We start from the raw sequence: 23482 nt of genomic DNA, 5'->3' as shown, positions 1-23482 counted from the left end.
AGGTGCTACGTTCTACCCATCCTACAGAATTGTGTGTACGCAGGTACTTAGCTAGCTATGCGCAAGTTTCAGCGCTTGGCTATCAAAAAAAATCAGTTCACTATACAACCGGATTGGTAACCGCGCGAAGTATATTTGCACAGCAATGTTGTGATTATTAATCACAAGATGCACTTCGTAACTTAATACCCTCTGGGCTGTAACGAAAAAGAAAATGTCCTTATTGATAAACAGGTAAAATGTCCTCATCTTAATATAAGTTATGCCTGAACTTAATTTGTACTCTTAAATTTATTGTACGAATTATTTGAACCCATGGAAATAATAGAGATTACACAATAATGAAAACAATGAAAATAGGCTTTATCGGTGGCGGTAATATGGCGAATAGTCTGATTAGCGGGTTAATTTCCAGTGGTCATTCAGCTCAACAAATTTGGGTTGCCGATGCGGATCAGGAAAAATCATCTAGCCTTGCCACTCGTATGCATATAAATACTTCGCCTACAAACGATGCATTAATCGCTGAAGTCGATGTCGTCGTGTTAGCTGTAAAGCCACAAGTGATTGCAACAGTCATTAAAAATTCCAGATCGAGCTTTGAAAAACAAAATTTATTAGTCGTTTCAATTGCAGCTGGTATCAATCAGTCTAGTTTAAGTAACTGGCTGGGCGTTGATAAAGCAATTGTGCGTTGTATGCCTAACACTCCTGCTTTAGTCCAAACCGGAGCAACCGGATTGCATGCAAATCAAAATGTAAGCGAAGAGCAGCATGATTTAGCAGAAAATATTATGCGCTCAGTAGGCATTTCAGTCTGGGTTACAAATGAATCAGAATTGGATGCGGTAACTGCAGTTTCGGGTAGTGGCCCTGCCTATTTCTTTTTATTAATGGAAGCAATGGAAAAATCGGCAATAGAGCTGGGTTTATCACAACATACGGCTCAGTTACTGATAGAGCAAACGGCTTTAGGTGCGGCTCGAATTGCACTGGAATCATCTGAATCACCAGGCGAACTTAGGAATCGGGTAACATCTCCTGGTGGAACTACAGAGCAAGCGATTAAAATATTTACACAAGGTGGATTATCAGAGTTGGTTAAAAATGCAATGCAAGCAGCCAATGACCGATCTATATCATTATCTAAAGAATTGGGAGCAGATTAATGGGTTCGACATATTTGAGTGATCCGATCATATTTGTACTGGATACGGTTTTTTCTTTTTATATTTTAGCGGTAGTATTACGCTTTCTTTTACAGTGGGTCGGGGGGGATTTTTATAATCCTATTTCACAGTTTTTAGTTAAAATTACTCATCCGCCATTACGGTTGCTGCGCCGTTATATTCCGGCCGTAGGTAAAGTAGATACTTCTTCTATTGTATTTGTTATTGCCTTGCAGATGTTTTCTGATCTGATTACTCTGACTTTAAAAGGCATCCCATTTAGCTTTGCTGCCTTGACTTTACTGTCAGTCAGTCAATTAATTTCTCTGGTTATTAATGTGTTTGTGTTTGCTGTTTTTGCACGTGCACTATTAAGCTGGGTTAACCCAGGTACTTTTAATGCAGCGTCTAATTTACTGTACAGTATTACGGAGCCATTACTGGCTTCTTGTCGACGCATGGTTCCTGATATTGGTGGTATTGATTTATCGCCACTTATTGTACTTGTTGGTTTACAGCTGGCCAAAATGTTAATTATTCCACCGCTACAAGAGTTAATTACTCTAGTTGGGTAAATAGGTTTGGCAGCATTTTTCTAGGTTTATTTTGTTGAGCCCATAGTATGGCTAAACATATACTTCGCATAGCCACGGTTGCGGTTTTCTAGCGGCCGATTTTTGCCGAGAGCAAAGCTTGACTGGTTATAAAATCCGCAACTGTCACCGCGCGAAGCATAACAGCTAATTATTAAGTGAAGAGGTTTGTAGTTTCTATCCGATGAAAAATTTCCGTATTTTTATAGGTTTAATATTAATTGCAGGCATGACTGTATGGCAACCTGTTGTGCATGCAAAAATGTATCGCTGGGTTGATGCTGAAGGTCATATTTATTATTCTGACAAAGTCCCTCCCAATAAATCAAAGCTAGAACGTAATGTATTAAGTGACAGTGGCAGAGTTGTTGAAACTCTGAGAGCTGCAAAAACTAAGGAACAGATTGCTTTGGAGAAAAGGCTGGCGATTTTAAGAGCAGAGCAAGAAAAGATTATAGCCAGGCAAAAATCAAACGATAAAGTCTTACTGAGTACTTTTCGTAATGTTGATGATTTACGTTTAACACTTAATAACAAGTTACTTTCGGTAGATGCGCAGAAACGTGTGTATGAAAAAAATCAGGAGAATTTAAGAGATAATTTAGCCAGGGCACGAAAAAAAGCTGCGCAGGCCGAACGAAGTGGTAAAAAAGTGCCGTCCACGATCTTAAATGAAATTGCCGAAATAGAAAAAAATATCGATGCAACTTATCTGGATATCAGTCAGGTTTTAGAAAAGCGCAAGGGAATAGAAAAAAAGTTTGATAAAGAAATTGAGCGATTTTTGTTTTTAACCAAAACCAATAAATCTAATGCAAAAAAAGTCAGTGATGAGATGGCTGAATTAAAGGCTGCCAACACACTGGGTTTATATAATTGTAAAGATGATAAAAACTGTCAACTCGCCTGGGAAGAAGCCAAGCAGTTTATTGTACTGAATTCTACCACGGGCATTAGTTTTTCTACCGATACCCTGATTATGGGTAACGAGCCCTTGAAGGAAACAGATATAAGTCTTTCGGTATCAAGGTCAACACGGAAAAATAATAAAGTCAGCATATTTTTAGATATACGCTGCCATATTTCCACTATGGGTACTGAACTCTGTTTAAGCAAGCAAGTAGATTTAATACGCCGTTCTTTCAGACCCTATGTAGAAAGTGCCGTAAAAAAAGTTAACCTATAATCCTAAAAACCGCAGTTGAACGCTAAAAAACACTCTAAGTATTTGTATAAAGCATAATGAACGTAACAACTTATCCCCTGCAAGGTGAACAGACTCCGCTTCACGGTTTTGTGAATAAATCTGAGCGTGAAATACTGCGTTACAGCTATTGCCAAGGGCTACGGCCATTGCCTGCTAGCTGTGGCTTGTCTTTCGCACGCAGATTTTCCACAAAATCCCTGCTCAACTGCGGTTTCTAGGATAAAGTTTTCAATGCAACACTTGTTCCTTAATAGCTCAGAGTTCTGGGCAATGCTGCTGACTTAAGCCCTCTCTTGCTGGAGGGGTGGGAGAGGATAATCGCCTCATCCCAACCTTCTCCCTCTGGAGAAGGAGATTATCAACAGCATTGAGAGTTCTGGGGAGTCAGGGAAATTTTCTGTAGCCTGTATGCAGCATGTGGAATACAGGATATTCGTGGCTCTTATTTCTCGCATTTTGTAAACTCTATGCGGGCTACGTCGGCTGAAGCTTATAGGTAATCAAGAATCAAACAATACTTCATTGTGTGTTCAAAGATGCAAAAGGTATAATAGTCGCTCATTTTTCTGACTATTGTTTTTTATGCATTCTATTCCAGATATAACATTTGTAGGCGGTGGCATAACTGCGCTATTAAGTGCGCGTTTGTTTGCTATCGCCGGAGCCAATGTCACTATTATAGAAAAGAGTCGGATCGGGCAAGAATCGTCCTGGGCTGGAGGTGGGATTTTATTGCCTCTGTATCCTTGGCGTCAGAAGGATGCGATTAGTCAATTGACCATACCCAGCATACAAGCCTACCCAGAATTAGCACAAACATTACATGAATCCACAGGCATCGATCCTGAATATACAGTAAGTGGTTTGTTAATGACTGAGCTTGCTGATCTAGATAAAGCCCGTGATTGGTGTGCTAAGTATGCTATAGACGGGTGTACTGCAAACCCTGCGCAACAGAAAATATTTCCTCAGTGTAAGGGTCGATCCTTATACCTGAAAGATATTGCACAGGTGAGAAATCCACGATTGCTTAAATCAATCAAACAAGACTTACTCCAGCGTGGTGTCAAAATTGTTGAAAACTGTAGCATTAATAAAATACAGATAAGTCATAACAGAATTACCAGTATTGCGAGCGCAGCGGAAAATTTTTCAGTTAACCATGTAGTCATAGCAGCGGGTGCCTGGACAGGAGACTTATGCAGGCAGTTATTTGCGCAGACAAAACAAGTTCAGGCGGACATTTTTCCGGTTAAAGGACAAATGTTGATCTTAGATGCTGCTGAAAATACGCTGGATACGATAGTACTGGAAGATGACCGCTATTTAATTCCGCGCCGTGATGGAAAAATTTTATGTGGTAGTACTGTCGAATATACTGATTTTGATAAATCGACATCGGAACAGGCAAAACAATCACTGGTTGATTTTGCCAGAAAATTATTTCCAGCCTTAGAATCAGCCCCGATTATTCATCACTGGGCTGGCTTACGTCCGGGTACTCAACTTGGTATCCCTTTTATAGATAAACATCCGGAAATTAGTAATCTTGCGATTAATGCAGGACACTTTAGAAATGGTTTTGCTATGGGTCCCGCTGCTGCGCAATTATTGTATGAAATAATAACTAACCAACCGACGTCAATCGATGCCGGATTGTATCAATTTTCAGCCAGTCATTAAAAGCTATGAATTACTACCCCTTAATAAAGCCCTTATTGTTCAAATTAGACCCAGAAGTAGCTCATTCGCTGACCCTAAAAGGTTTAAAATTTTCTCATACTGCTGGGCTAGATAAGATCTTAAATCCAGCTTTTATAGCAAAGCCGGTAACAGTCATGGGCTTAGACTTTGTGAATCCAGTGGGTCTGGCTGCAGGCTTAGATAAAAATGGCGATTATATAGATGCACTAGCCGGGCTTGGCTTTGGCTCTCTTGAGATTGGTACAGTGACGCCACTTCCGCAACCTGGAAACCCTAAACCACGATTATTCAGATTAGTGGAACACCAGGCGATTATCAATCGTATGGGCTTTAATAATCAGGGAGTTGATTATCTGATAGAACAGGTGAAAAAAAGTCAGTATAAAGGTGTGTTGGGGATAAATATAGGCAAAAATTTTGCTACGCCGATTGAAAAAGCGACAGACGATTATTTGATTTGTTTACGTAAAGCTTACCTTCTTGCAAGCTATATCACTATCAATATTTCATCGCCGAATACTAAAAACCTACGTCAATTACAACAGGGCGATGAAATTAAACAGCTACTCTCTGCTTTAAAGCAAGAGCAACTGCAGTTAGAACAGCAACACAATAAATATACGCCTATTGTGGTTAAAATTGCGCCCGATTTAAGTGATGAAGAAATTCAACATATAGCTGGACTGTTAGTAGAATTTTCGATAGATGGTGTCATAGCAACGAATACAACGCTAGAACGTAGTGCGGTTGAGGGTCATCCCCTGGCGGATGAAATGGGTGGATTGAGTGGCTCTCCAGTTAAACAGCAAGCAACGTATGTGGTAAGGCGACTAGCAGATGAATTGCAAGGGCGGTTACCCATTATTGCAGTGGGTGGCATTATGAACTCTACGGATGCTCAAGAGAAGCTTGATGCGGGTGCAAGTTTAGTTCAGTTGTATAGTGGTCTAATTTATCAAGGGCCGAACTTAGTAAATGATATTATGCGTGGCTTATCTTCAGAGCACCTGATCTCGGGGAATTTACTTTGAACCCAGTTTAAAGATCATCCTTAAATTAGTTCGCGGAAATCTGGTTTCTGTGCTATTAAGTTCATCACATAATTTATGTATCGCCACGTCATAACTCCGATTGGCCAAATGGTGTAGTCGTACCGTTAATGTACCTTGATCATGATCTGGAATCAGGTCTGCCTCGCTACTATAAATTGCCCGTAACAGACTGCGTACTTCATCAGGGCGTGAGAGCGTTTCGCGTAACAAATTGGCCATTGCCGTTTCAGCACGATAAGCAATCATTTTGATGGTATCGATGAAATGTTTACTTTTGGTGCTGAGTTGCTGAAATTGCTCCTCTTCGGGTAAATCTTTCACTTTAAGGTAATGTGGCGCTTGTTTTCGCTTTTCTTTGAGTGTCTTGATTTTCACCTGAAAGGCTTCAATGTCTTCCTGGCAGGCGGTCTTTTTTTGCAAGAAGGGCTCGACTTTGTCTGGCTCAATAGGCGTATCCAGCGTTAATGTCGCAAACCTGGCAAGCAGACGATTTAGTTTTCCCTGGCTGGATCTTATTTGGCTATCCAGTCGACGATATTCTGGATTAACCACCTTGACGGTATCGGAAACTGGTTCAATACAATAGTCAACAAGCTTATCTAATCCAAAGTGTTCACGGCAATACTTGAAGAAATTCTCCTGAGACCATCGGGCAAACATGGCAACAGCTAGCGGGATCATTTCTGAGCGATAGTCGGTTCCAATAATGCTGGTCTGGTGTCCCTTTTGAGAGAGTTTGCGTATTTCCCGTACCCAGAGACCATTACTTAAGCAGTGGCCTCGTTCTGCGAGCTTGAGTTGTGCTTGCTCTCCAGAAGATAAAGTGACCTGATAGGGTAAAAATTCTTCTTCCGGCCAGTTTTCTCCCGGGTATTTATGATAGGTTAAACAGGCAACACGCTGTGCTTTCATGCGTTTAAAAAAAGGCGGGCTGTAAGACTCTCTGTCACACACCAGTGTAAATCGATGCAATAGCGGATCGGACTCCAGCTCTTGGGCATTAACAAAAGTGGGAAGCCTTTTTTCGAGTTGCGGAAGGATGTCATTTTCAATGACCTTGATCATGCCCGGATCGACTGCTTTGTTAATGACCATAAAGGGTTGACCATCCATTGCATTAACCCAGTAATCCGTGGTTGCCCGCAAACAGAGTTTTTGTCGGGCTACGTGATGACGTGGAAGTTTGGTTTGATGTCCATTATAAACCCGGACATGACCATCAATATAAAGGATACTGGCTTGTTCAGGAGCACTCTGCATCCATTCTTTGCACAGTGCTTCACTCCATTGCAGAGGACCTTCATCTTGTGTGAGTTGTTTGATTTTACTCCGCAGGGTGCGGACTTCTGGAATACGGTCCAGTCCAATCAGTTTACCCCATTCTCCTGGCGCACTATAGCGCAAGGACTCAATGGACTTTACCCGGACAAGTGCGATAAAGGCCAGTATGATTAGCAGACTGTCTAATCCATAATAGCCTTTGCTGAGTTTAAAAAAGTTTTCACTGTATTTTAATAGCCCAGTGACTAATAAAGCGGGCAGTGCAAACAAAACACCGCCTTTGGGAACATCTTGCAGGGCTTGAAAATCAGGGGCAGCCGGTTCCTCTAATTGCCCAATACTGGCAGCCAGACGAGCATCGATATTCTGAGCCCCCATCCCCATGGGTGCCGCATTATCTTGCCCACTGCGCTCACTCTTAGTGCTTAATGTTTCTTTTTTTTTATTTTGTGCAAACGACCCGCACGAATTGATTTATTGAAGGTATCCCGCTTAATACCTAATTGATCGGCCACATCGCAAGGTTCTTGTCCTTCGTTTAATAATTGTTGGGCGTTTAGCAACACATCATCAGTCAAAACAGCCGCTCCTCGTGTTTTTTTCTCAGCATAAAAGCCTTGCACACCCTTTTCTTGATAGAGCTTAACGGCACGTTTAACACTAATGGGCGTTACACCAAAAGCACGAACGATATCCATTTGTTTGACATAACCGTTGGTATAGAATTGTGCGGTAATCATTTTGAACGAAGCATCATCATTCGCATCGTGAGTAAAAACGGGCAGAGTACCATAGAAATAGGTCACGCGGCCGTCTCGCTTTTCAACGGCCAAATCATGAGTTACTTCTGTAGAACCTTCTGGAAACATAGGAAGTTGTCGCTGAACCATGAGTTTTTTCCCGGCAGATGTGGACAGCGGTAGTCCAAGGATAATGTAAAAGGGGTATCATTACAAAATCTCATGTATGTGAAAAGTATTATCTGGTCTTTTAGAGCAAAAAGTTTGTTATTGATTGATTTTAAATATATTTATTTATTAAATAGGGCAATTTATCTAAAAATAGAGGTCAGGTGCTCTGATCTTAGGCCACTTGGAAACAAACAAAAATCCTGCGCCAGATGCTCAACTTATTCCGTGCGCGTTCCTAAGTGGATTGGAGCTGCAATAGTCTGGAAAAAAAAGGCTGCTAGAGTTAGAAACTTTAGCAGCCTTTTTTGTTGAATTTGGGGGAAGGGTTAAGGATTTAATTCAACTGAATAATCACCGAGTGGGCGGCGGAAAGCGAAATAATACGGAGTAACTACAAAGTTATCCCAGGTCGTTTTAAAAGCATCATGCGGTTCAGGGATACTCGCTAGTCCGGAGAACGGTGATGCAACAACAAAAAGTGCAAATCCTGTAATACTGCCTAGGACAGCGAAAGGGCGAATCACAATCTCGGAAAGAATCCCTTTTGTGGTAGAAGAGCCATCATCCATAGTAATTTCTGTAGCATTATCTTCATCTTCAGACTGCTCTAAGCTTGGATCAAAATCCTTTGCCGTAGCTGGCGTATTTTGCTCAGCTGCCTGCTCTATAGTTTGTGGCGTAATAGATTCGTATTGCTGTTCAGCAACAGCTGTCTGTTGGCTCAGACTAATAAAAGCTGCAATAAAAAAATAAGTCCTATATTTTTGCATAGTGTTCTCCTGATTTTGCTGAATATCAATTTAAATTGCTGTAGGTATTACAAGCTTCAAGTCAATTGCGCTTAGGAGCGAGAATTCAATAATACCCGCGTCATATTTGCGGATATTATTGAATTCTCGCTCCTTACTATAAAAAATTGAACAGTGATAGCAGAGTATATCTAGCGCTTCATGGATTCAAAAAATTCAGCATTCGTTTTGAAGTCTTTTAGTTTGCCAAGTATAAATTCAGAAGCAGCCATTTCATCCATGGGTTGCAGTATTTTGCGTAAAATCCAGGTTTTTTGCAGGGCTTCTGGATCAACCAGATAATCTTCACGACGCGTTCCAGAGCGGTTAATATTAATCGCAGGATAAATACGTTTTTCTGCGATTTTACGTTCCAGATGCAGCTCCATATTACCGGTACCTTTGAATTCTTCGTAAATCACTTCATCCATACGTGAGCCAGTATCTACCAGAGCGGTTGCGATAATTGTCAAGCTTCCGCCTTCTTCAATATTACGTGCTGCTCCAAAAAAACGTTTAGGTTTTTCTAATGCATTGGCATCCACACCACCAGAAAGTATCTTTCCAGATGAGGGAGCGACCATATTATAAGCTCGCGCCAAACGTGTTAAAGAGTCTAACAAGATAACTACATCGTGTTTATGTTCAACTAGGCGACGCGCCTTCTCAATAACCATTTCAGCCACTTGAACATGGCGTGTTGCAGGTTCATCAAAGGTACTGGAAATAACTTCCCCACGTACACAGCGTTGCATTTCGGTGACTTCTTCAGGGCGCTCATCAATAAGCAGAACGATCATATAGCATTCGGGATTATTTTCTGCAATGGCGTGAGCCAGGCTCTGCAGAATCATAGTTTTACCCGCTTTAGGTGGTGATACGATAAGACCACGCTGGCCTTTACCTATAGGGGAAATTAAATCAATGACTCGTCCGGTCAGGTCTTCACTACTGCCATCACCGCGTTCCATAATAAAACGTTTATTAGGAAATAAAGGGGTTAGGTTAGTAAAGAGGATTTTGTGTTTGGCATTTTCGGGGGCTTCAAAATTGATTTTTTCAACTTTGAGCATAGCAAAATAGCGCTCGTTGTCTTTCGGGGGTCTGATTTTACCACTGATGGTATCCCCTGTGCGTAAGCTAAAGCGCCGTATCTGGCTGGGTGAAACATAAATATCATCAGGACCCGCGAGATAAGAACTGCCAGGTGTGCGTAAGAAGCCAAAACCATCTTGTAATATTTCTATAACACCATCGCCATAGATATCTTCGCCGCTTTTGGCTTGTTTTTTTAGAATGGAGAAAATAACTTCTTGTTTTCTCGTTCGAGAAACATTTTCGATACCTAGGCTTTCAGCAAGTTCAATAATTTCAGTGATTGGTTTTAATTTTAATTCGGTAAGATTCATACAAGGATTGTTTAAAAAGAAGATATAGCATGGTTACTAACAGATAAAGTTAGCTTGGTATGTAAGATGCGGTTATTTTGATATGCAGAAGGCGCTTAGGAGGTTAGCACCAGATTTGTAGTATACGCATAAAAAAGGGAAGTAACAAATATTTATTGTTACTTCCCTTTAAAAATCTAATAATTGTAAACTCTAAATGTTGCCGTCGATGAACTGAGTTAGTTGTGATTTTGTCAGTGCACCCACTTTAGTTGCTTCAACATCGCCATCTTTAAATAGCATTAGCGTTGGTATTCCACGTACACCATAATGTGATGGTGTGGCAGGATTGTCATCAATATTCAATTTTGCAACAGTAATCTTACCTGAATACTCTTCAGAAATTTCATCTAAAACAGGGGCGATCATTTTACAAGGACCACACCATTCAGCCCAGTAGTCAACCAAAACAGGCGAACCGGCTTTTAAAACAAGTTCATCAAAATTACTATCCGTTACATGAAGGACCGAGTCACTCACGCTATTCTCCAAATTATTTTACGAGTGAGTAATATCGCTGTATCGCCCTAATTTGTCAATCTATTTTTTGGAAAATAACTATTTCAAATTTATATATATTTAGTATGGAAAAATATGGGTCAGTATTCTGCTGGAGCAATAGTATGAGTCTATAAAAAATCATAAGTTGCTGCTTTTACGGTTATTTTAAAAATTGTTAGCTGTAAAGGTAGTTTAGGTCAGTGTGTTTAAAGAATATGGGACAGCTTTAAAATTATCTGTAATTTACAGGTTTTAAGTCTTTGTATAATCCTAGAAAAATCAGTTGAGCGCGAATTGATAGTGCAAGATATTGAATTAATGTAACACTTTCAGAAAAATTTAGCTTCACCTATAGCTTAAGCGGATATTTTTTAGAAGTGCGGTGGAATTAAGAATTTGTGCTAGAAATCGTGAGCAACTGATTTTTCTAGGATAATTCGCGCGGTGACGGTTGCGGATTTTATAGCGAGTTGATTTTGGTTGAGAGCAAAGCTTGCCCCGTACTTGATACGGGGGCTCTGAAACAGCCCCATAGCAAGCTGAGCAACTGTTTCAGCTACACAGCTATTGGCAAAAATCGGCCGCCAGAAAATCGCAACCGTGGCCGTGTGAAGTATATATAAACTGGACAGTGCAAACTAGCGGCTATTGATGTATTCTATTCAAATGAAGACAACACATTTAACGGACACACGTTTCATCAACCTGGAACTTTCCAGCAGCATATTAAAGGGCTTGAAAGAAGCAGGTTTTGATCAATGCTCACCTATCCAAGACCAGTCCTTGCCAATCGCTCTAAGAGATAGAGATGTAGCAGGGCAAGCGCAAACAGGAACAGGTAAGACGGCGAGTTTTTTACTGGCCGCTTTCCAGCGCTTACTCAATGATAACAGCGAAAAAAAGAAATATCCTCGAGCGATTATTTTAGCGCCAACTCGTGAACTTGCGATACAAATTCACAAAGATGCACTGTTATTAGGTAAGCATCTGGATTTTAATTTAGCGCTTATCTATGGTGGAACAGACTATCAGAAGCAGTTAAAAGCAGTGCAGGGCAATGTCGATATCATCATTGCAACGCCTGGCAGAATTATTGATTTTTACCGACAAAAAGCATTTTCTCTAGATAATATTCAGGTGATGGTGCTGGATGAAGCCGATAGAATGTTTGATTTAGGCTTTATCAAAGACATACGTTATTTACTTAATCGTATGCCAAACCCTGAAAAACGTCTTAATATGTTGTTTTCTGCAACTTTGTCGTTCAAAGTTTCCGAGCTGGCTTATGAGCATATGTATCAGCCGGTCATGGTTAAGATAGAGTCGGAAGAGGTGACTTCAGAGTCAATTAATCAATTTGCATTTTGCCCTGCGAATGAGCAGAAAATACCTTTATTAATTGGCTTGCTTAATTCTCATACCCCATTGCGGAGTATTGTTTTTGTAAATACCAAACGTAGTGCGGAAAATTTAGCTGATTATCTTGCGGCTAATGGGCACAAAACGGCTCTGTTAAGTGGAGATGTACCCCAGGAAAAACGCCAGCGCCTCTTGGCTGATTTTCAGGAAAGCAAAGTGACCATTATGATAGCCACCGATGTTGCGGCACGGGGTCTACATATACCCGATGTTTCACATGTATTTAATTTTGATTTACCTCAGGATGCCGAAGATTACGTACACAGAATAGGTAGAACAGCTCGCTTTGGTGCAAAGGGAGAAGCGATCAGCTTTATCTGTGAAGAATACGCTTATTCTATGCCCGATATCGAAGACTATATCAGCCAGAAAGTACCTGTGCATAAAGTTACCGAAGATTTATTACCCGAACTAATCAAGCCAGCGCCTAGAGTTAGAACGCCACGTAAACAATATTCACCGAAAAAGTCTGCACCAAGAGCAAGAGTTCAGACAAAAGCGTAGGTTTTACTGAGCTGTCTTTTTTTATAGGGAAGATGCCATATAACATAACTTGTTAATTTTGATTCTTCTTTTTTCATTCATTCTCTTTATTTCCTTCATGGAAAAAAATATTAACCATCAAGCTACGAGCATGAGTTCTCTGAAATCATTAATAGCAGGAAACTCACTAATGGATCGAGGCTGCTTTTTAGAATCGGGCTGCTTAATGGAAATTAAATACTTAATACCAAAAGTTTGCGCAGAGCGTAATACTGCAAGGCTATCATCTACCATTAAAGTCGATCGTCTATCCCAGCCTTGTTGCTGTTGAAATGCTTGCCAGAATGCCTGATGCTCCTTGGCAAAACCGAAATAATGCGAACAAATAATTCCATCAAAAAAAGGCTGTAAACAGGTTTTCTCCATTTTTAGCGACAAACTATCGCGGTGGGCATTAGTAACTAAAAGCACTTGTTTGTCGCTTTGCTGTAAGGCACTTAAAAAATCTGTGACATGAGGAAAAACACTAATTAAGCCTGAAATTTCAGCTTTCAAACCGGCGATATCGAGTTTTAAAATTTCACTCCAGTAATCCAGGCAATACCATTCGAGCTTGCCTTCCATGCTCTTAAATAAAGGCAGTAGCACATCAGTGGCTTCCTCAATAGTAAGTTGGTTTTGAAGTGCATAGCGTTCTGGTATAAACTCTAGCCAGAAATGATTATCAAAATTCAAATCCAGCAAGGTACCATCCATATCCAGTAAAACTGTATTAATTTTGTTCCAATCGAGCATAACGAATAAGGTTAGATTGTGATCGCGAAGCGAGCCACAATCTGAACCGTTTGTTGGACAAGCCCGGCACGATAGTAGGAATTCATTTAATGCGCTCTATGAAAATAGCTTTTTGTTGATCAGCCCGACTGATGAATCGAACCTCTGTTTTTACCTGTTTAACTGAACTTTGAGCGTTGTCCATTGCAGTCAACTCTCAAAGTCCAAGTATCGGAGCAAAATTCTGCCTTAATCTCCGATTTTAGCCCAAGCAACTCCCTCAGCATTTAATCCGCTGATAGCCTGGGTCGAAGTGTTTAAATTTACATAAGCGCTAGTGATTCCAATTGTTAAGTTGGCAAAGGCTGAAACATTATTTCCACCCTGGGTATTTGCCGACGCCCAACAACCATCGCCCCGCCACAACATTTGCAACTGAATGCCGGCCGTACTTTGAGTGCACGCAATATCTTCGTCGGGTCAAACTTTAGCAGGGAGTGAATCAACTTAATAACACCCTTGCTATTCGGATGTAAAAAGCCATAATTGCGCGCACGACGAAAGCCTTTAGGCAAAACATGTTGCAGCACCAGCCACAGAAATTTAGCCCCCGATACCGTTTTGGTTTGATAGCGTTTGGTTTTGCTGTCTTGATAACGGTAGGTTACTTTGCCATTTTGGCAGGATAAGATATCCTGTTCACGAATCACACCACGATACAGGTATCGACCCAGATATATCAATGCTTTATCGCCTGCACCGACAAACTTACAATCGACCACCCATTTTTCCGGAATAGCTGTGGGAAATGGCAACTTTTCTTCGTTCATACGCGCTAGCATCTTTGCACGAAATACTTTTGCTAGTGCTTTATGATGAAACAGGTATTTGCCTTCCTTAGTGCGCCAGAGCTTCTTGATTTTATCCACGATTGCCGCAGGCATAATGACATGAATATGCGGATGATAATTTAATTCGCGTGAGTGTGTATGTAAGACAGCAATCGCCCCGGCATCGCCTTGCAACTGCTTATCATTTTTACTAAAACTCTGTAAAGTCGCCCAGGCACAGTCAAACATCATACTGTAAAGTAACCGCGGATGCTGCCTGGCTAACGACCTTAACTGCGCAGGTAAGGTAAAGGTATTCATAAAATAATCAGCAGGGACTTGTTTTTGTACCTGTCGTTCAATCCATTGTTGACTCTCATGATGTTGACAATGCGGGCAGTTACGCTGGCCACAGGAATGAGGCACAAAGGTTTGATAGTCACAGTCTGCACAGTTAACCTGCATCACAGGACTCAGCTGTGTCCGACAGCTCTTCATGGCATGTAATGCACTGATCTGATTGGAGCGTAAACGAGATTGATACTCGCTTAAAAAGTCAGACTGAAATTGATCAATCACTGCAGCTAGGGTTATCATGAAATCTGCCCCCAGTGAATAGAAAAGTCATTGACTAACTGATTAATGTGCAGCTCTGCATTCTCATCGGTAATATCGGTCAAATGCGTATAGCGAGCCGTGGTTACTAAACTGGTATGGCCCAGAATCTTCTGCAACTCAACTAAATCAACCCCGGCTTCTAACAGGTGAGTGGCGTAACTGTGGCGCAGCGAGTGGCAGGAAATCTTTTTTTTAGTCCCATTTCTTGCGTCACAAGACGGATTGTCTTCTGGATGCCACCGCGATCAAGGGGGGATTCAGCAAGATGTGCACCTTTTAGACCCCGGGCACGGTTGGGAAATACCAGCACTGGATTTTTATGCACAGCCCAAAACTTACGCAACACCTTCAAGGTATTCACAGGCAAAGGCACAAGCCGATCCTTATTGCCTTTGGCATTGCGAATATGTACCCGCATGCGTGTCGCATCAATATCACCTACTTTCAGGCTTAAGCCCTCGCCCAAACGTAAACCTAGACTGTAAATCGTAAAATAAAAAACTCGATAGCTTAGATTACGGGTCGACATAAACAGTTGTTGTGCTTCAACCACAGTGACAATATCGGGTATACGCGTACATCGTGGTGGTTTAATCATTAGCACATCAACCCACGGCTTTTGTAGCACATGTGTATAGAAAAACTTGAGACCATAGAGATCTAGTTTCACGGCACTCCAGGAAAGGCGGCTTAAAAGAGCATGAAAATAATCCACCAGTTGATCTTGCGTTAAGTTATCCAGATGCCCCTGAAAGTGTTCCCCGATACGGCGAATAGCGCGTGAATAAGCGTCAATGGTTTTGGGTTGCAGTCCCTTAAGCTTTAAATGCTTACAGTGCTGGATATAATAATGGTTGAATTTAAGCTCTATCGATGGTGTCATAACAGTGTAACCTCATTATTGTTAGTTGGATGAGCTTACAAGTTACCTGTTATGCATATAACAGGCAATGAGGTTACACTTTAAATTTAAGGGATGCGCTGTTTTTCTCCGCGATAGCGGCTTCGTCCAACAAAGGCTATAGTGATATTAAATAAATATTCACCACCATAACAAAAATGTCCGAAAAACCGAAGATACATAACAGAAAAATTGTCGCACAATCTAAATTATTCAGAATTGAATCCCTGGATTTAGAATTTAGCAACGGTGCGACTAGGCAATACGAACGTCTGATACGTGGCAGTGGAAGTAATGGTGCGGTGCTGATTGTTCCCATGGTTGATAATGAAACGGTTTTGCTGGTGCGCGAATATTCAGGTGGTGTTGAACGTTATGAACTGGGTCTGGCCAAGGGAAAAATAGATCCTGGCGAAAGCGCCTTACAAGCTGCAAATCGCGAACTCAAGGAAGAAGTAGGATATGGGGCGCATAAAATACAGCAAATTAGCTCCTTTTCAATCGCTCCTAGTTATATGGAACATATGACCGAGATAATTCTTGCTCAGGACCTATACCCTGAAAAGTTGCCGGGAGATGAACCGGAAGAGTTAGAAGTTATCCCCTGGAAACTGAATAATCTCACTCAATTAGTCAACAGTGGTCAGTGTACAGAAGCGCGGAGTATTGCGGCTTTATATATGGTTAGAGATTATTTGCTGCAATAACTCTGAATTAACCTAGAAAAATCAATTGCTCACGTTTTCTAGCACAAGCTCTTGATTCCACCGAACTTGTAAAAATGCCCGCTTAACCTATGGGTGAAGCTAAGATTTTTTGAAAGTAATACATTGATTCAATCTTAGAATTTGTTTGCGCTGTTTTAGCCTATAGATGGAAAAGCTGAATTTTGGGCAAAAAAAAATGCGTCATAACTGAGTTAAGGCGCATTCTAAGAGGAGGGTAAACTCTAAATCTCGTTTGGGAGTGCATTTAAGAGTTGCGTATATCATATCTAAGTTAAATGCAAATTAAAATGTGACAAATTGTCGCAGGGCCATTTTTTTCAAAAAATCAAGCATTATTTTTCCTGATTACCCATAACTCTCAGCTATAATTCGTCATTCCTGCATGCTTCTAGCAGGAATCTAGTTGGTTAAGCTAGATCCCCGATAAAAGACTTCGGGAGTGACTAGTTTGTTTGCATACTGATTATTCATGTTTTATTTTACTATGCTGAGAGTCATACGTAATCAGGTTATTTTTTGAACTGGATCACATTATTTGCCGGGTTTAGGTTGATTTCATCGATAATAATTCCAGGACGGGCATTGATAATATAACTGACAGCGTCTGCAACATCCTCTGCGACTAAGTGCTGGCTGTGATGTTCTCCGGGTTCAAAACTCAAAGGCTGGAAAAAATCTGTTTTTACCATACCGGGATTAATTAAAGAGACACGTACACTACTTTTTGCACATTCGTCTCTGAGTGCTTGACTAAATCCACGTAGGGCAAATTTACTGGCACAGTAAATCGAACCTTTGCGGCTCCCTGCCAATGCGGCCTCCGAGCCGATAAATATCAAATCTGCCAGAGGTTTTCTTTTTAAAGCAGGTAACAAGCCTTTGGCTAGAAAGCTCTGGCTGATAAAGTTTAGGTTCATTAATTCCTGTATCTGGGCAAATGAAAATTCTTCCAGACTGCTGAATTGTCCTTTACCGGCACTGAAAATAATGCTGTCAATAGCAGGATATTGTTTGCTTATTCGTTTGATATTATCAGCTAAGGCCGTTAAATTACTTAAGTCACACTCCACGCTAGAAAAACGAGGGTGCGCATGAACAAACTGCTGACAGTTTCTGGATAGGCCAATAACAGTATGTCCCTGATTTAATAAGGCCACTGCACAGGCACGCCCTATTCCTGAACTCGCGCCTGTTACCAAGATTGTGCGTTTTACATGCTGCATGGGAAAAATTTTTCTTCAGGAACATAACGCAGAAGTTCCTTGCTACAAAAATCCATCATTTCATCTTCGAGTGTGCTCTTATAAGACATCATTCCCTGGTTTGATTCCAGTGGACTGGCAAACAGTTTTTCGTCTGGATAGAGTTTATGTATTTTTTTAAAGTATTGATCGGGCAGGCGAAATACGCCTAAGCTTACTGAATGCAAGGTATCGGGGTTAATTTTCGCGAAAACAGTTTTAAATAACATTTGATAATGCTGCTGATAGTTGTCTTCATATACAATCGGGTCGAATCGGAGTCCGATCGGCCAGCCTTGTTGCTGTAATTTATTGAGTGCGTCTAGGCGTTTGGAAATAGTAGGGGCTTTATGCTCTAAAGCACGGGCAATTTCATCCGGGGTAAAACTAAAGGCAACGATACAGCGCTCAAATGCTGGAGTATCCAGAAGGTGCCGCACCTGGGTGCTTTTAGTACGCAGTTCCATCCAGGCATTCGGGATGGATCGGATAAGCGGTAAAAACTCTTGAGCAAAATCGGTGACTGGTTCTAAAGCAAGACTGTCGCAATCATAACCTGAAAAAAAGTGCACTGCTTCATCAGGTGTTGCGGCACAGATCCGCTCTATATCAGCAAAATAATCTTCGTAATTTACAAATAAAACATAATTCGCCGATTGATACATGCCCTGTAGAAAGCAATAACGGCAATCATAAAGGCAATTCAGCATATGTGAAAAATAGTAATTATGCTTGGCACCAATACCATAATTTGGTGGGGATTTGAGCATAAATCCACGGTATTTTTCAGCAAGAATTAAAGCGGGTTGCTGTTTTTGCAAACGGAAATTCTGTGCTTTAGGATTAAATACTTCGCCATAGCGCTCACAGGTGATTTTTCTCGCTTTGGGAAAGCGCGCACAAATAGCCAGTACTCTTGGGTGCTGTGCAATATTTTCTTCGATATAAATTGTTTCAATCATTTAAATAATTCATCCAGCGTTAATTCGTAGCTAGAAGAAAAGGTCTCTAAAAAGTAGCTAACTTCGGGTAAGTGAACCATGGCTTTTAATCGAGCTTCTACGTCTTTTTCAGCAATTGAAAACTCCTGATTGCCTGATGCCACTTCCATTTTGCATTTTAAAAAGGCAGCAATGGTATCAGCGGCTTTAATAACCTCTTTATGCTCTTTAGGTAACTCGTCCTCAATCATTGATATTCGGTAATCTTCTTTAAGGCCCTCAGGAAGTAGATTTAACAATTCATGCTCCGCTTTCTTTTCAATGGATTTATATGCTTTGGTTATTTCAGGCGAATGATATTTGATCGGCGAAGGCATATCCCCGGTAAGCACTTCGCTACAATCATGATACAGTGCTGCAACAGCAATTGCATTTACATCAAGATTGCCATCGAAATAGCGGTTTTTTATTAAGGCTAAAGCATGAGAAATAACAGAGACTTCCCAGCTGTGCTCCATGACATTCTCAGTAACGACATTACGCTTTAAGCCCCAGCGTTGCAGCCAGCGGATTTTACTTATGTAGGCGAAAAAATGGCTTTTCATAATTTTGGTCTATTTAACGTGGTCAAATAATTAATTGTTAATAATGATAACGACACGGAACAATAATCAAGGATTCATTCATTACTTTATAAGCGATTCTATGTTCACGATTAACACGTCTTGACCAATACCCAGTCCAATTAAGTTGATCACCTATTCCCTCAAAGGGCGTGCGTTGCATTTCTTTAATTAAGCTATATATATCACTATTCCATCACTTTCCTCTTAAAACTGTTTTGACCTGTGTAGGTAACATGATACCCCATAGCTTTATATCCTTTTTCGCGCTTTTGAAACATCCGCTGTAGCATCGGTAACGATGAATCCACATAATCAAATATCGTCACTAATGCTTTGCCTTCTGATTCACGGTGTATTCTTCCTGCATATTGGACTAATGTACCTTTCCAGGAAATAGGCATCGCAAGAAAAAGCGTATCGAGTCTAGGGAGATCAAAACCCTCTCCTATATATTTTCCTGTAGCGACAATCACCTGCGCTTCACCAAGTCGCTCAGTGGCTTCTTTGCGCTCTTTTATACGCATGGCACCTCTGAGGATAACTGTTTTAAAACCTTTATCGATTAGCTTCTGATTAAGTAGTTCTGCATGTCCACGCCGTTCTGTCAGCACCAATGGGCATTTTCCTTCTTTTACTTGCCCCGCTACATCATTAGTAATTTGCTTATTTCGCTCGCTATTCTCTGCAATCCAGCTATAAACATCAGCAATATGAAGTCTATTATCAAGTTGAGTAAGATGACTGGGGGGTTGGTGATATAACTGTTGCACAACAACCCGTTGTTCAAACTTCTCTTTGTGATCCGTTTTGACTTTATGTCGAATAGGGCCTGCCAACATAAAAATGATCTTTTGATGACCATCCTGCCTATCTGGAGTTGCCGTCAGCCCGAATACATATTTTGCCCGTACTTCATTCAGCACCATTTCAAAGCGCGGAGCTGAAACATGATGACATTCATCAATAATAACCAGCCCATACTCTTGAATTAATGGATCAACCGAGTTATCTTTCTTGTTGATGAAACTTTGATACGTCGCAATATCAATCTGACCGGATGGTTTTTTCTTGCCACCACCGATTATGCCGATGTCAGCACCCGTTAAAAATGACGCTAAACGCACCTGCCACTGATCAAGAAGCTGTCGACTGTGTGTCAGGATTAAGGTATTTACTTTTCTTTTTGCAATCATTCCGATTGCGGTGACTGTTTTTCCAAAGGCAGTAGGCGCATGTAAAACACCCGTCTGATGTTGCATCATTACATTAACAGCTTTGGCCTGTTCTTTCCTTAGTTTGCCTAGAAACGTTAACGCAATCAACTTCACCCCTTCCTGTCGTTTATCATCAAATTCTATCTGAATAGCTTGTTGCTCAAGTAAAGCAATAGTCTCATCAAGGCAACCTCTCGGTAATGATAAATAACCTTGCTCAATTCGCGCACAAGTAATATATCTAGGTATACCGTGAGTCGAAAACCGTAAGGCCTGGGTTTTAAAGAATACAGGATTAGAAAAGCTCGCCGAGCGTTTTAGCCTGGCAATCAAAACTGAAGGGAGCGCATCCAGTTTGATATATAAGTGATTAGCTAAGGTAATGCTTACAACTTCAGGGCAGTTATCGATTTGTGCGGGTATGATTGCCGCACCTTGATCCCAGGGCGTGGTTTCATCTATTACAGTTGTATTAGTTGCACTAATGCTGTTAATTATTTTATGTAACGTTACTTCTGAAACACGTTCTAAGTACTTACGCAAAATTAATTTAACGAAAAAAGGTGTCATAATAAACAATTATTTTGCTGACTCTAAATGTTTGTGCTCTATATAAAACACCTACTCCCAGAAGAAATTACTGCTTTAAATGTGATGCATAAAAACCATCCACTTCATTTAAGTAGAAGTCGAGCTCATGCTATTTTATTAAGTTTCAAAGAGCATTCTGTTCCCATGATTTGTTCTATTTATAACGTATGCCGCCAAACTGTTTCCACTTGGTTTTCTAACTGGGAAAAGAATGGAATCGATGGATTGGTTGACTGTCAGGGAAGAGGACGGCGAGGTATTTTAACTGAAAAACAACAAATAAGCTTAGTCCAGAGAGTTGAAAAATCTCCTAGATCATTAAAATCAGTACTAGCAAAATTTGAAGAAGATCTAGGCATTTCAGTTAGCATTGATACTATAAAACGTATTTGTAAACAAGCTGATCTTGTTTGGAAACGAGTTAGAAAATCCTTAAGGATAAAGCGTAATCAAGATAAATTTGATTTGGCAACCGATGAAATAAAAGAATTAATACAACAACATAAAGAGAATGAACTTGATTTGTGCTACTTTGATGAGTCGGGGTTTACACTAGAACCCTGTGTTCCTTATGCTTGGCAACAGTCAGGTGAGACGATTGAAATACCAAGCTCAAACAGCAAGCGTCTTAATGTATTAGGTTTTGTTAACAGAGATTGCAGGTTTGATTCTTTTGTTTTTGAAGGGAGTGTAAACACTTCGGTTGTTGTGGCTTGTATTGATGAATTTGCTAAACAGATTAAAAAACCAACAACTCTTATTATTGATAATGCATCGACTCATACGAGTAATGAATTTAATGAAAACCTTGAAAGGTGGAAAGAAAAAAACCTATCCATTTACCGTATACCGCCATACTCACCCGAGTTAAATATTATCGAGATTATATGGCGTAAAATAAAATACGAATGGCTTCCTTTTTCAGCTTATGAATCCTATGCCTCTCTTCAGGAAGAATTATTTAAGGTGCTGTCTAATATTGGAAAGAATTACAAAGTAGAGTTTGCATAAAAGGTTAAATTAATTTTGCATGGGTACTTAACTGAGATAGAAATCCCCACTGATCGGAATAAGGCTGCAATTGTTCATTTACAAATAGACTATTGCTCTGTTGTCTGGCTTGATATTGCAATGGCAATGCGATTAAATTTCCAAAACCACCTTCTGGCATCATATCCTGATTAGGAAATAAGCGATCATAGGACTCAAATGAGATACCGGGGTGAATTTCCATCGCTTTATCAAGCAGGCAAAAGCCTAAAGCTCGCGCCTCTTTAGCTAGTACAGGTTCAGAAAAAAAGATCCAAAGGTGTGCGCCATTCCCCGAGCGCGATATTTCTAGGGCATAGGGAATACTGAACGCCGCACAGGCTTGCGCCATCGCCTTAACTGCGGCTTGCCAGCCCGTTTTGTCAAAATCTGCCGCCAACAGATAACAGCGGTTGTTCTCAAGTAACGGATACAAGCCAACAACCTGCTTACCAGTGAGGTGATCATAAATAGCCTGCTCATCAAGTGCTTTGAAGCGTTGATAAGCACACTCACTACATTTAATTTTAGGCTTATTACATTTACCTGACACCCACTCGTTATAACAGGCAACAGAATAACCACTTCTCCCTTTCGAGTTTTGCCAGCGATTAGCAAATATATCGGTACGCCCTTTAAACAACTCTTTAAACAGGTGTACTTTTTGATCCGTGCTGAGCTGATTGGCCTCTGGTTTATCATGCTTACTTAAGTTATTAAGCGCATCCTGCCTTTGTAATAGCTGCTGCTTTTCATCTTCAAGCTGTTGAAGACGCAATTTTATAGAGTGCAGCTCTTTCTCTGTATTATTGTGTTTTAATTTCAAAGAATTAAATTCATTCATTGTTACTTAGACAAGCAATAATACTCTTGAAATATTGCAGCTTAATGTTGTACTGATTGGAGGTTCTGTTATTGAGGCGTTCTGAATACACAATATTTCATTTTTATCTTTGTTACTATCTTTTCCGAAATCTTATGATTAGAAGGGCATGTTAAAAACAGCATCCGGCTCCTAAATTCAATGAATACTATTATTATAAGACACCTTTGATGTTCGAATTTGAAAAAGGCCTAGGAACAGGTCATAATGACCATAAGAAAATACTAGGAGTTACCTATGACAACCACCTCTATATCTGTAGCAAAAGCCAAATCACATTTTTCAGAATTAATCGCCAAAAATCAGTATTCTGATGAACGATTTATTATTACTAAACGAAATAAAGCTGTTGCAGCATTGGTCAGCCTTGATGACCTTAAAATATTAGAACAATATACAGAAAAACAAGGCTTAGCAGCAATTGCAGGAAAATGGCAAGGTTTTGATGAGGTAGCTGATGCAATGGGAGAGATAGAAACTTTACGTGCGAATGGTGGAAAAGGGCGCGATGTTTCTCTTTGATACGGATACAATTACTAATATTGTAAAG

General features: G+C 40.5%; 22 protein-coding genes and 1 pseudogene. 9 read left to right on the top strand and 14 right to left on the bottom strand.

The annotated features are described in order from the left end of the window. Positions 1 to 341: 341 nt before the first annotated feature. The 5 genes from proC to ACQY3F_RS21780 all read left to right on the top strand — a co-directional run bounded on the left by proC (position 342) and on the right by ACQY3F_RS21780 (position 5704). Positions 342 to 1169: a pyrroline-5-carboxylate reductase gene (proC, locus tag ACQY3F_RS21800; protein WP_428357207.1), complete on the top strand. Its 828-nt coding sequence runs from the start codon at positions 342 to 344 to the stop codon at positions 1167 to 1169. Continuing rightward, a complete protein-coding gene (locus tag ACQY3F_RS21795; protein ID WP_428357206.1) occupies positions 1169 to 1744 on the top strand; it encodes a YggT family protein in 576 nt (191 codons plus the stop codon). The genes proC and ACQY3F_RS21795 overlap by 1 nt, the downstream gene beginning before the upstream one ends. 247 nt (positions 1745 to 1991) lie before the next feature. Continuing rightward, positions 1992 to 2948, top strand: a complete 957-nt coding sequence (locus ACQY3F_RS21790; protein ID WP_428357204.1) for a DUF4124 domain-containing protein — start codon at positions 1992 to 1994, stop codon at positions 2946 to 2948. 603 nt (positions 2949 to 3551) lie between these two features. Then, positions 3552 to 4652 carry an NAD(P)/FAD-dependent oxidoreductase gene (locus tag ACQY3F_RS21785; RefSeq protein ID WP_428357202.1) on the top strand — a complete coding sequence of 367 codons (1101 nt, stop codon included), beginning with the start codon at positions 3552 to 3554 and terminating at the stop codon, positions 4650 to 4652. 5 nt (positions 4653 to 4657) lie between these two features. After that, positions 4658 to 5704, top strand: a complete 1047-nt coding sequence (locus tag ACQY3F_RS21780; RefSeq protein ID WP_428357200.1) for a quinone-dependent dihydroorotate dehydrogenase — start codon at positions 4658 to 4660, stop codon at positions 5702 to 5704. Here the strand turns inward: ACQY3F_RS21780 and ACQY3F_RS21775 are convergent. From ACQY3F_RS21775 to trxA, 5 genes are all read right to left on the bottom strand, one after another. Next, complete coding sequence (locus ACQY3F_RS21775) at positions 5696 to 7390, bottom strand: putative transposase (RefSeq protein WP_428353306.1); 1695 nt, start codon at positions 7388 to 7390, stop codon at positions 5696 to 5698. The genes ACQY3F_RS21780 and ACQY3F_RS21775 overlap by 9 nt on opposite strands. Positions 7391 to 7431: 41 nt before the next feature. Next, the gene (locus ACQY3F_RS21770; protein WP_428353305.1) at positions 7432 to 7896 is read right to left on the bottom strand and encodes a hypothetical protein; all 465 of its coding nucleotides are present in this window, start codon (positions 7894 to 7896) and stop codon (positions 7432 to 7434) included. Positions 7897 to 8243: 347 nt separating this feature from the next. Next, positions 8244 to 8687 carry a hypothetical protein gene (locus tag ACQY3F_RS21765; RefSeq protein ID WP_428357198.1) on the bottom strand — a complete coding sequence of 148 codons (444 nt, stop codon included), beginning with the start codon at positions 8685 to 8687 and terminating at the stop codon, positions 8244 to 8246. Positions 8688 to 8857: 170 nt separating this feature from the next. Beyond that, positions 8858 to 10114: a transcription termination factor Rho gene (gene rho / locus ACQY3F_RS21760; RefSeq protein WP_428357196.1), complete on the bottom strand. Its 1257-nt coding sequence runs from the start codon at positions 10112 to 10114 to the stop codon at positions 8858 to 8860. A gap of 192 nt (positions 10115 to 10306) precedes the next feature. After that, positions 10307 to 10633 (bottom strand): thioredoxin TrxA, encoded by a 327-nt coding sequence (trxA, locus tag ACQY3F_RS21755; RefSeq protein WP_428357194.1) that lies wholly within the window; start codon positions 10631 to 10633, stop codon positions 10307 to 10309. Between the two features lie 687 nt (positions 10634 to 11320). Here trxA and ACQY3F_RS21750 point away from each other — a divergent pair. Next, positions 11321 to 12577 carry a DEAD/DEAH box helicase gene (locus ACQY3F_RS21750; protein ID WP_428357783.1) on the top strand — a complete coding sequence of 419 codons (1257 nt, stop codon included), beginning with the start codon at positions 11321 to 11323 and terminating at the stop codon, positions 12575 to 12577. 117 nt (positions 12578 to 12694) lie between these two features. Here ACQY3F_RS21750 and yrfG read toward each other — a convergent pair whose 3' ends face one another. The 3 genes and pseudogenes from yrfG to ACQY3F_RS21735 all read right to left on the bottom strand — a co-directional run bounded on the left by yrfG (position 12695) and on the right by ACQY3F_RS21735 (position 15661). Then, positions 12695 to 13351 (bottom strand): GMP/IMP nucleotidase, encoded by a 657-nt coding sequence (gene yrfG / locus ACQY3F_RS21745; protein ID WP_428357193.1) that lies wholly within the window; start codon positions 13349 to 13351, stop codon positions 12695 to 12697. A 329-nt stretch (positions 13352 to 13680) separates the two neighbouring features. After that, positions 13681 to 14757 (bottom strand): IS91 family transposase, encoded by a 1077-nt coding sequence (locus ACQY3F_RS21740; protein WP_428352924.1) that lies wholly within the window; start codon positions 14755 to 14757, stop codon positions 13681 to 13683. After that, positions 14754 to 15661, bottom strand: a pseudogene (locus tag ACQY3F_RS21735) (tyrosine-type recombinase/integrase). The gene ACQY3F_RS21740 and the pseudogene ACQY3F_RS21735 overlap by 4 nt, the downstream one beginning before the upstream one ends. Before the next feature lie 176 nt (positions 15662 to 15837). On the opposite strand from ACQY3F_RS21735, the gene nudE reads away from it, so the two are divergent. Continuing rightward, a complete protein-coding gene (gene nudE, locus ACQY3F_RS21730) occupies positions 15838 to 16386 on the top strand; it encodes an ADP compounds hydrolase NudE (protein WP_428357192.1) in 549 nt (182 codons plus the stop codon). A gap of 530 nt (positions 16387 to 16916) precedes the next feature. Here nudE and ACQY3F_RS21725 read toward each other — a convergent pair. Genes ACQY3F_RS21725 through ACQY3F_RS21705 form a run of 5 tightly spaced genes read right to left on the bottom strand, consistent with a single transcriptional unit; the run spans position 16917 to position 20999 of the window. Continuing rightward, complete coding sequence (locus tag ACQY3F_RS21725; protein WP_428357190.1) at positions 16917 to 17630, bottom strand: SDR family oxidoreductase; 714 nt, start codon at positions 17628 to 17630, stop codon at positions 16917 to 16919. Beyond that, positions 17618 to 18610 (bottom strand): SPL family radical SAM protein, encoded by a 993-nt coding sequence (locus ACQY3F_RS21720; protein ID WP_428357188.1) that lies wholly within the window; start codon positions 18608 to 18610, stop codon positions 17618 to 17620. Before ACQY3F_RS21720 ends, ACQY3F_RS21725 begins: the two co-directional genes overlap by 13 nt. Then, complete coding sequence (yfbR, locus tag ACQY3F_RS21715) at positions 18607 to 19194, bottom strand: 5'-deoxynucleotidase (protein WP_428357187.1); 588 nt, start codon at positions 19192 to 19194, stop codon at positions 18607 to 18609. The genes ACQY3F_RS21720 and yfbR overlap by 4 nt, the downstream gene beginning before the upstream one ends. A gap of 37 nt (positions 19195 to 19231) precedes the next feature. After that, complete coding sequence (locus tag ACQY3F_RS21710; protein WP_428357782.1) at positions 19232 to 19396, bottom strand: Txe/YoeB family addiction module toxin; 165 nt, start codon at positions 19394 to 19396, stop codon at positions 19232 to 19234. Positions 19397 to 19400: 4 nt separating this feature from the next. Next, positions 19401 to 20999 (bottom strand): DEAD/DEAH box helicase family protein, encoded by a 1599-nt coding sequence (locus ACQY3F_RS21705; protein ID WP_428357186.1) that lies wholly within the window; start codon positions 20997 to 20999, stop codon positions 19401 to 19403. A 27-nt stretch (positions 21000 to 21026) separates the two neighbouring features. Between ACQY3F_RS21705 and ACQY3F_RS21700 the strand changes: the two genes are divergently transcribed. After that, positions 21027 to 22031: an IS630 family transposase gene (locus ACQY3F_RS21700; protein ID WP_428353111.1), complete on the top strand. Its 1005-nt coding sequence runs from the start codon at positions 21027 to 21029 to the stop codon at positions 22029 to 22031. Positions 22032 to 22035: 4 nt separating this feature from the next. On the opposite strand, the gene ACQY3F_RS21695 is transcribed toward ACQY3F_RS21700, so the two are convergent. Beyond that, positions 22036 to 22893, bottom strand: a complete 858-nt coding sequence (locus ACQY3F_RS21695; RefSeq protein WP_428357184.1) for a TOTE conflict system archaeo-eukaryotic primase domain-containing protein — start codon at positions 22891 to 22893, stop codon at positions 22036 to 22038. Between the two features lie 276 nt (positions 22894 to 23169). Here ACQY3F_RS21695 and ACQY3F_RS21690 point away from each other — a divergent pair, with 276 nt between their 5' ends. Then, positions 23170 to 23454, top strand: a complete 285-nt coding sequence (locus ACQY3F_RS21690; RefSeq protein ID WP_428357182.1) for a type II toxin-antitoxin system Phd/YefM family antitoxin — start codon at positions 23170 to 23172, stop codon at positions 23452 to 23454. Positions 23455 to 23482 lie beyond the last annotated feature (28 nt).

Source organism: Methyloprofundus sp., from assembly GCF_965251085.1.
GTDB lineage: Bacteria > Pseudomonadota > Gammaproteobacteria > Methylococcales > Methylomonadaceae > Methyloprofundus.
The sequence above is the reverse complement of the archived record's forward strand: the minus strand, read 5'-3'. Positions and strand labels throughout refer to the sequence as shown.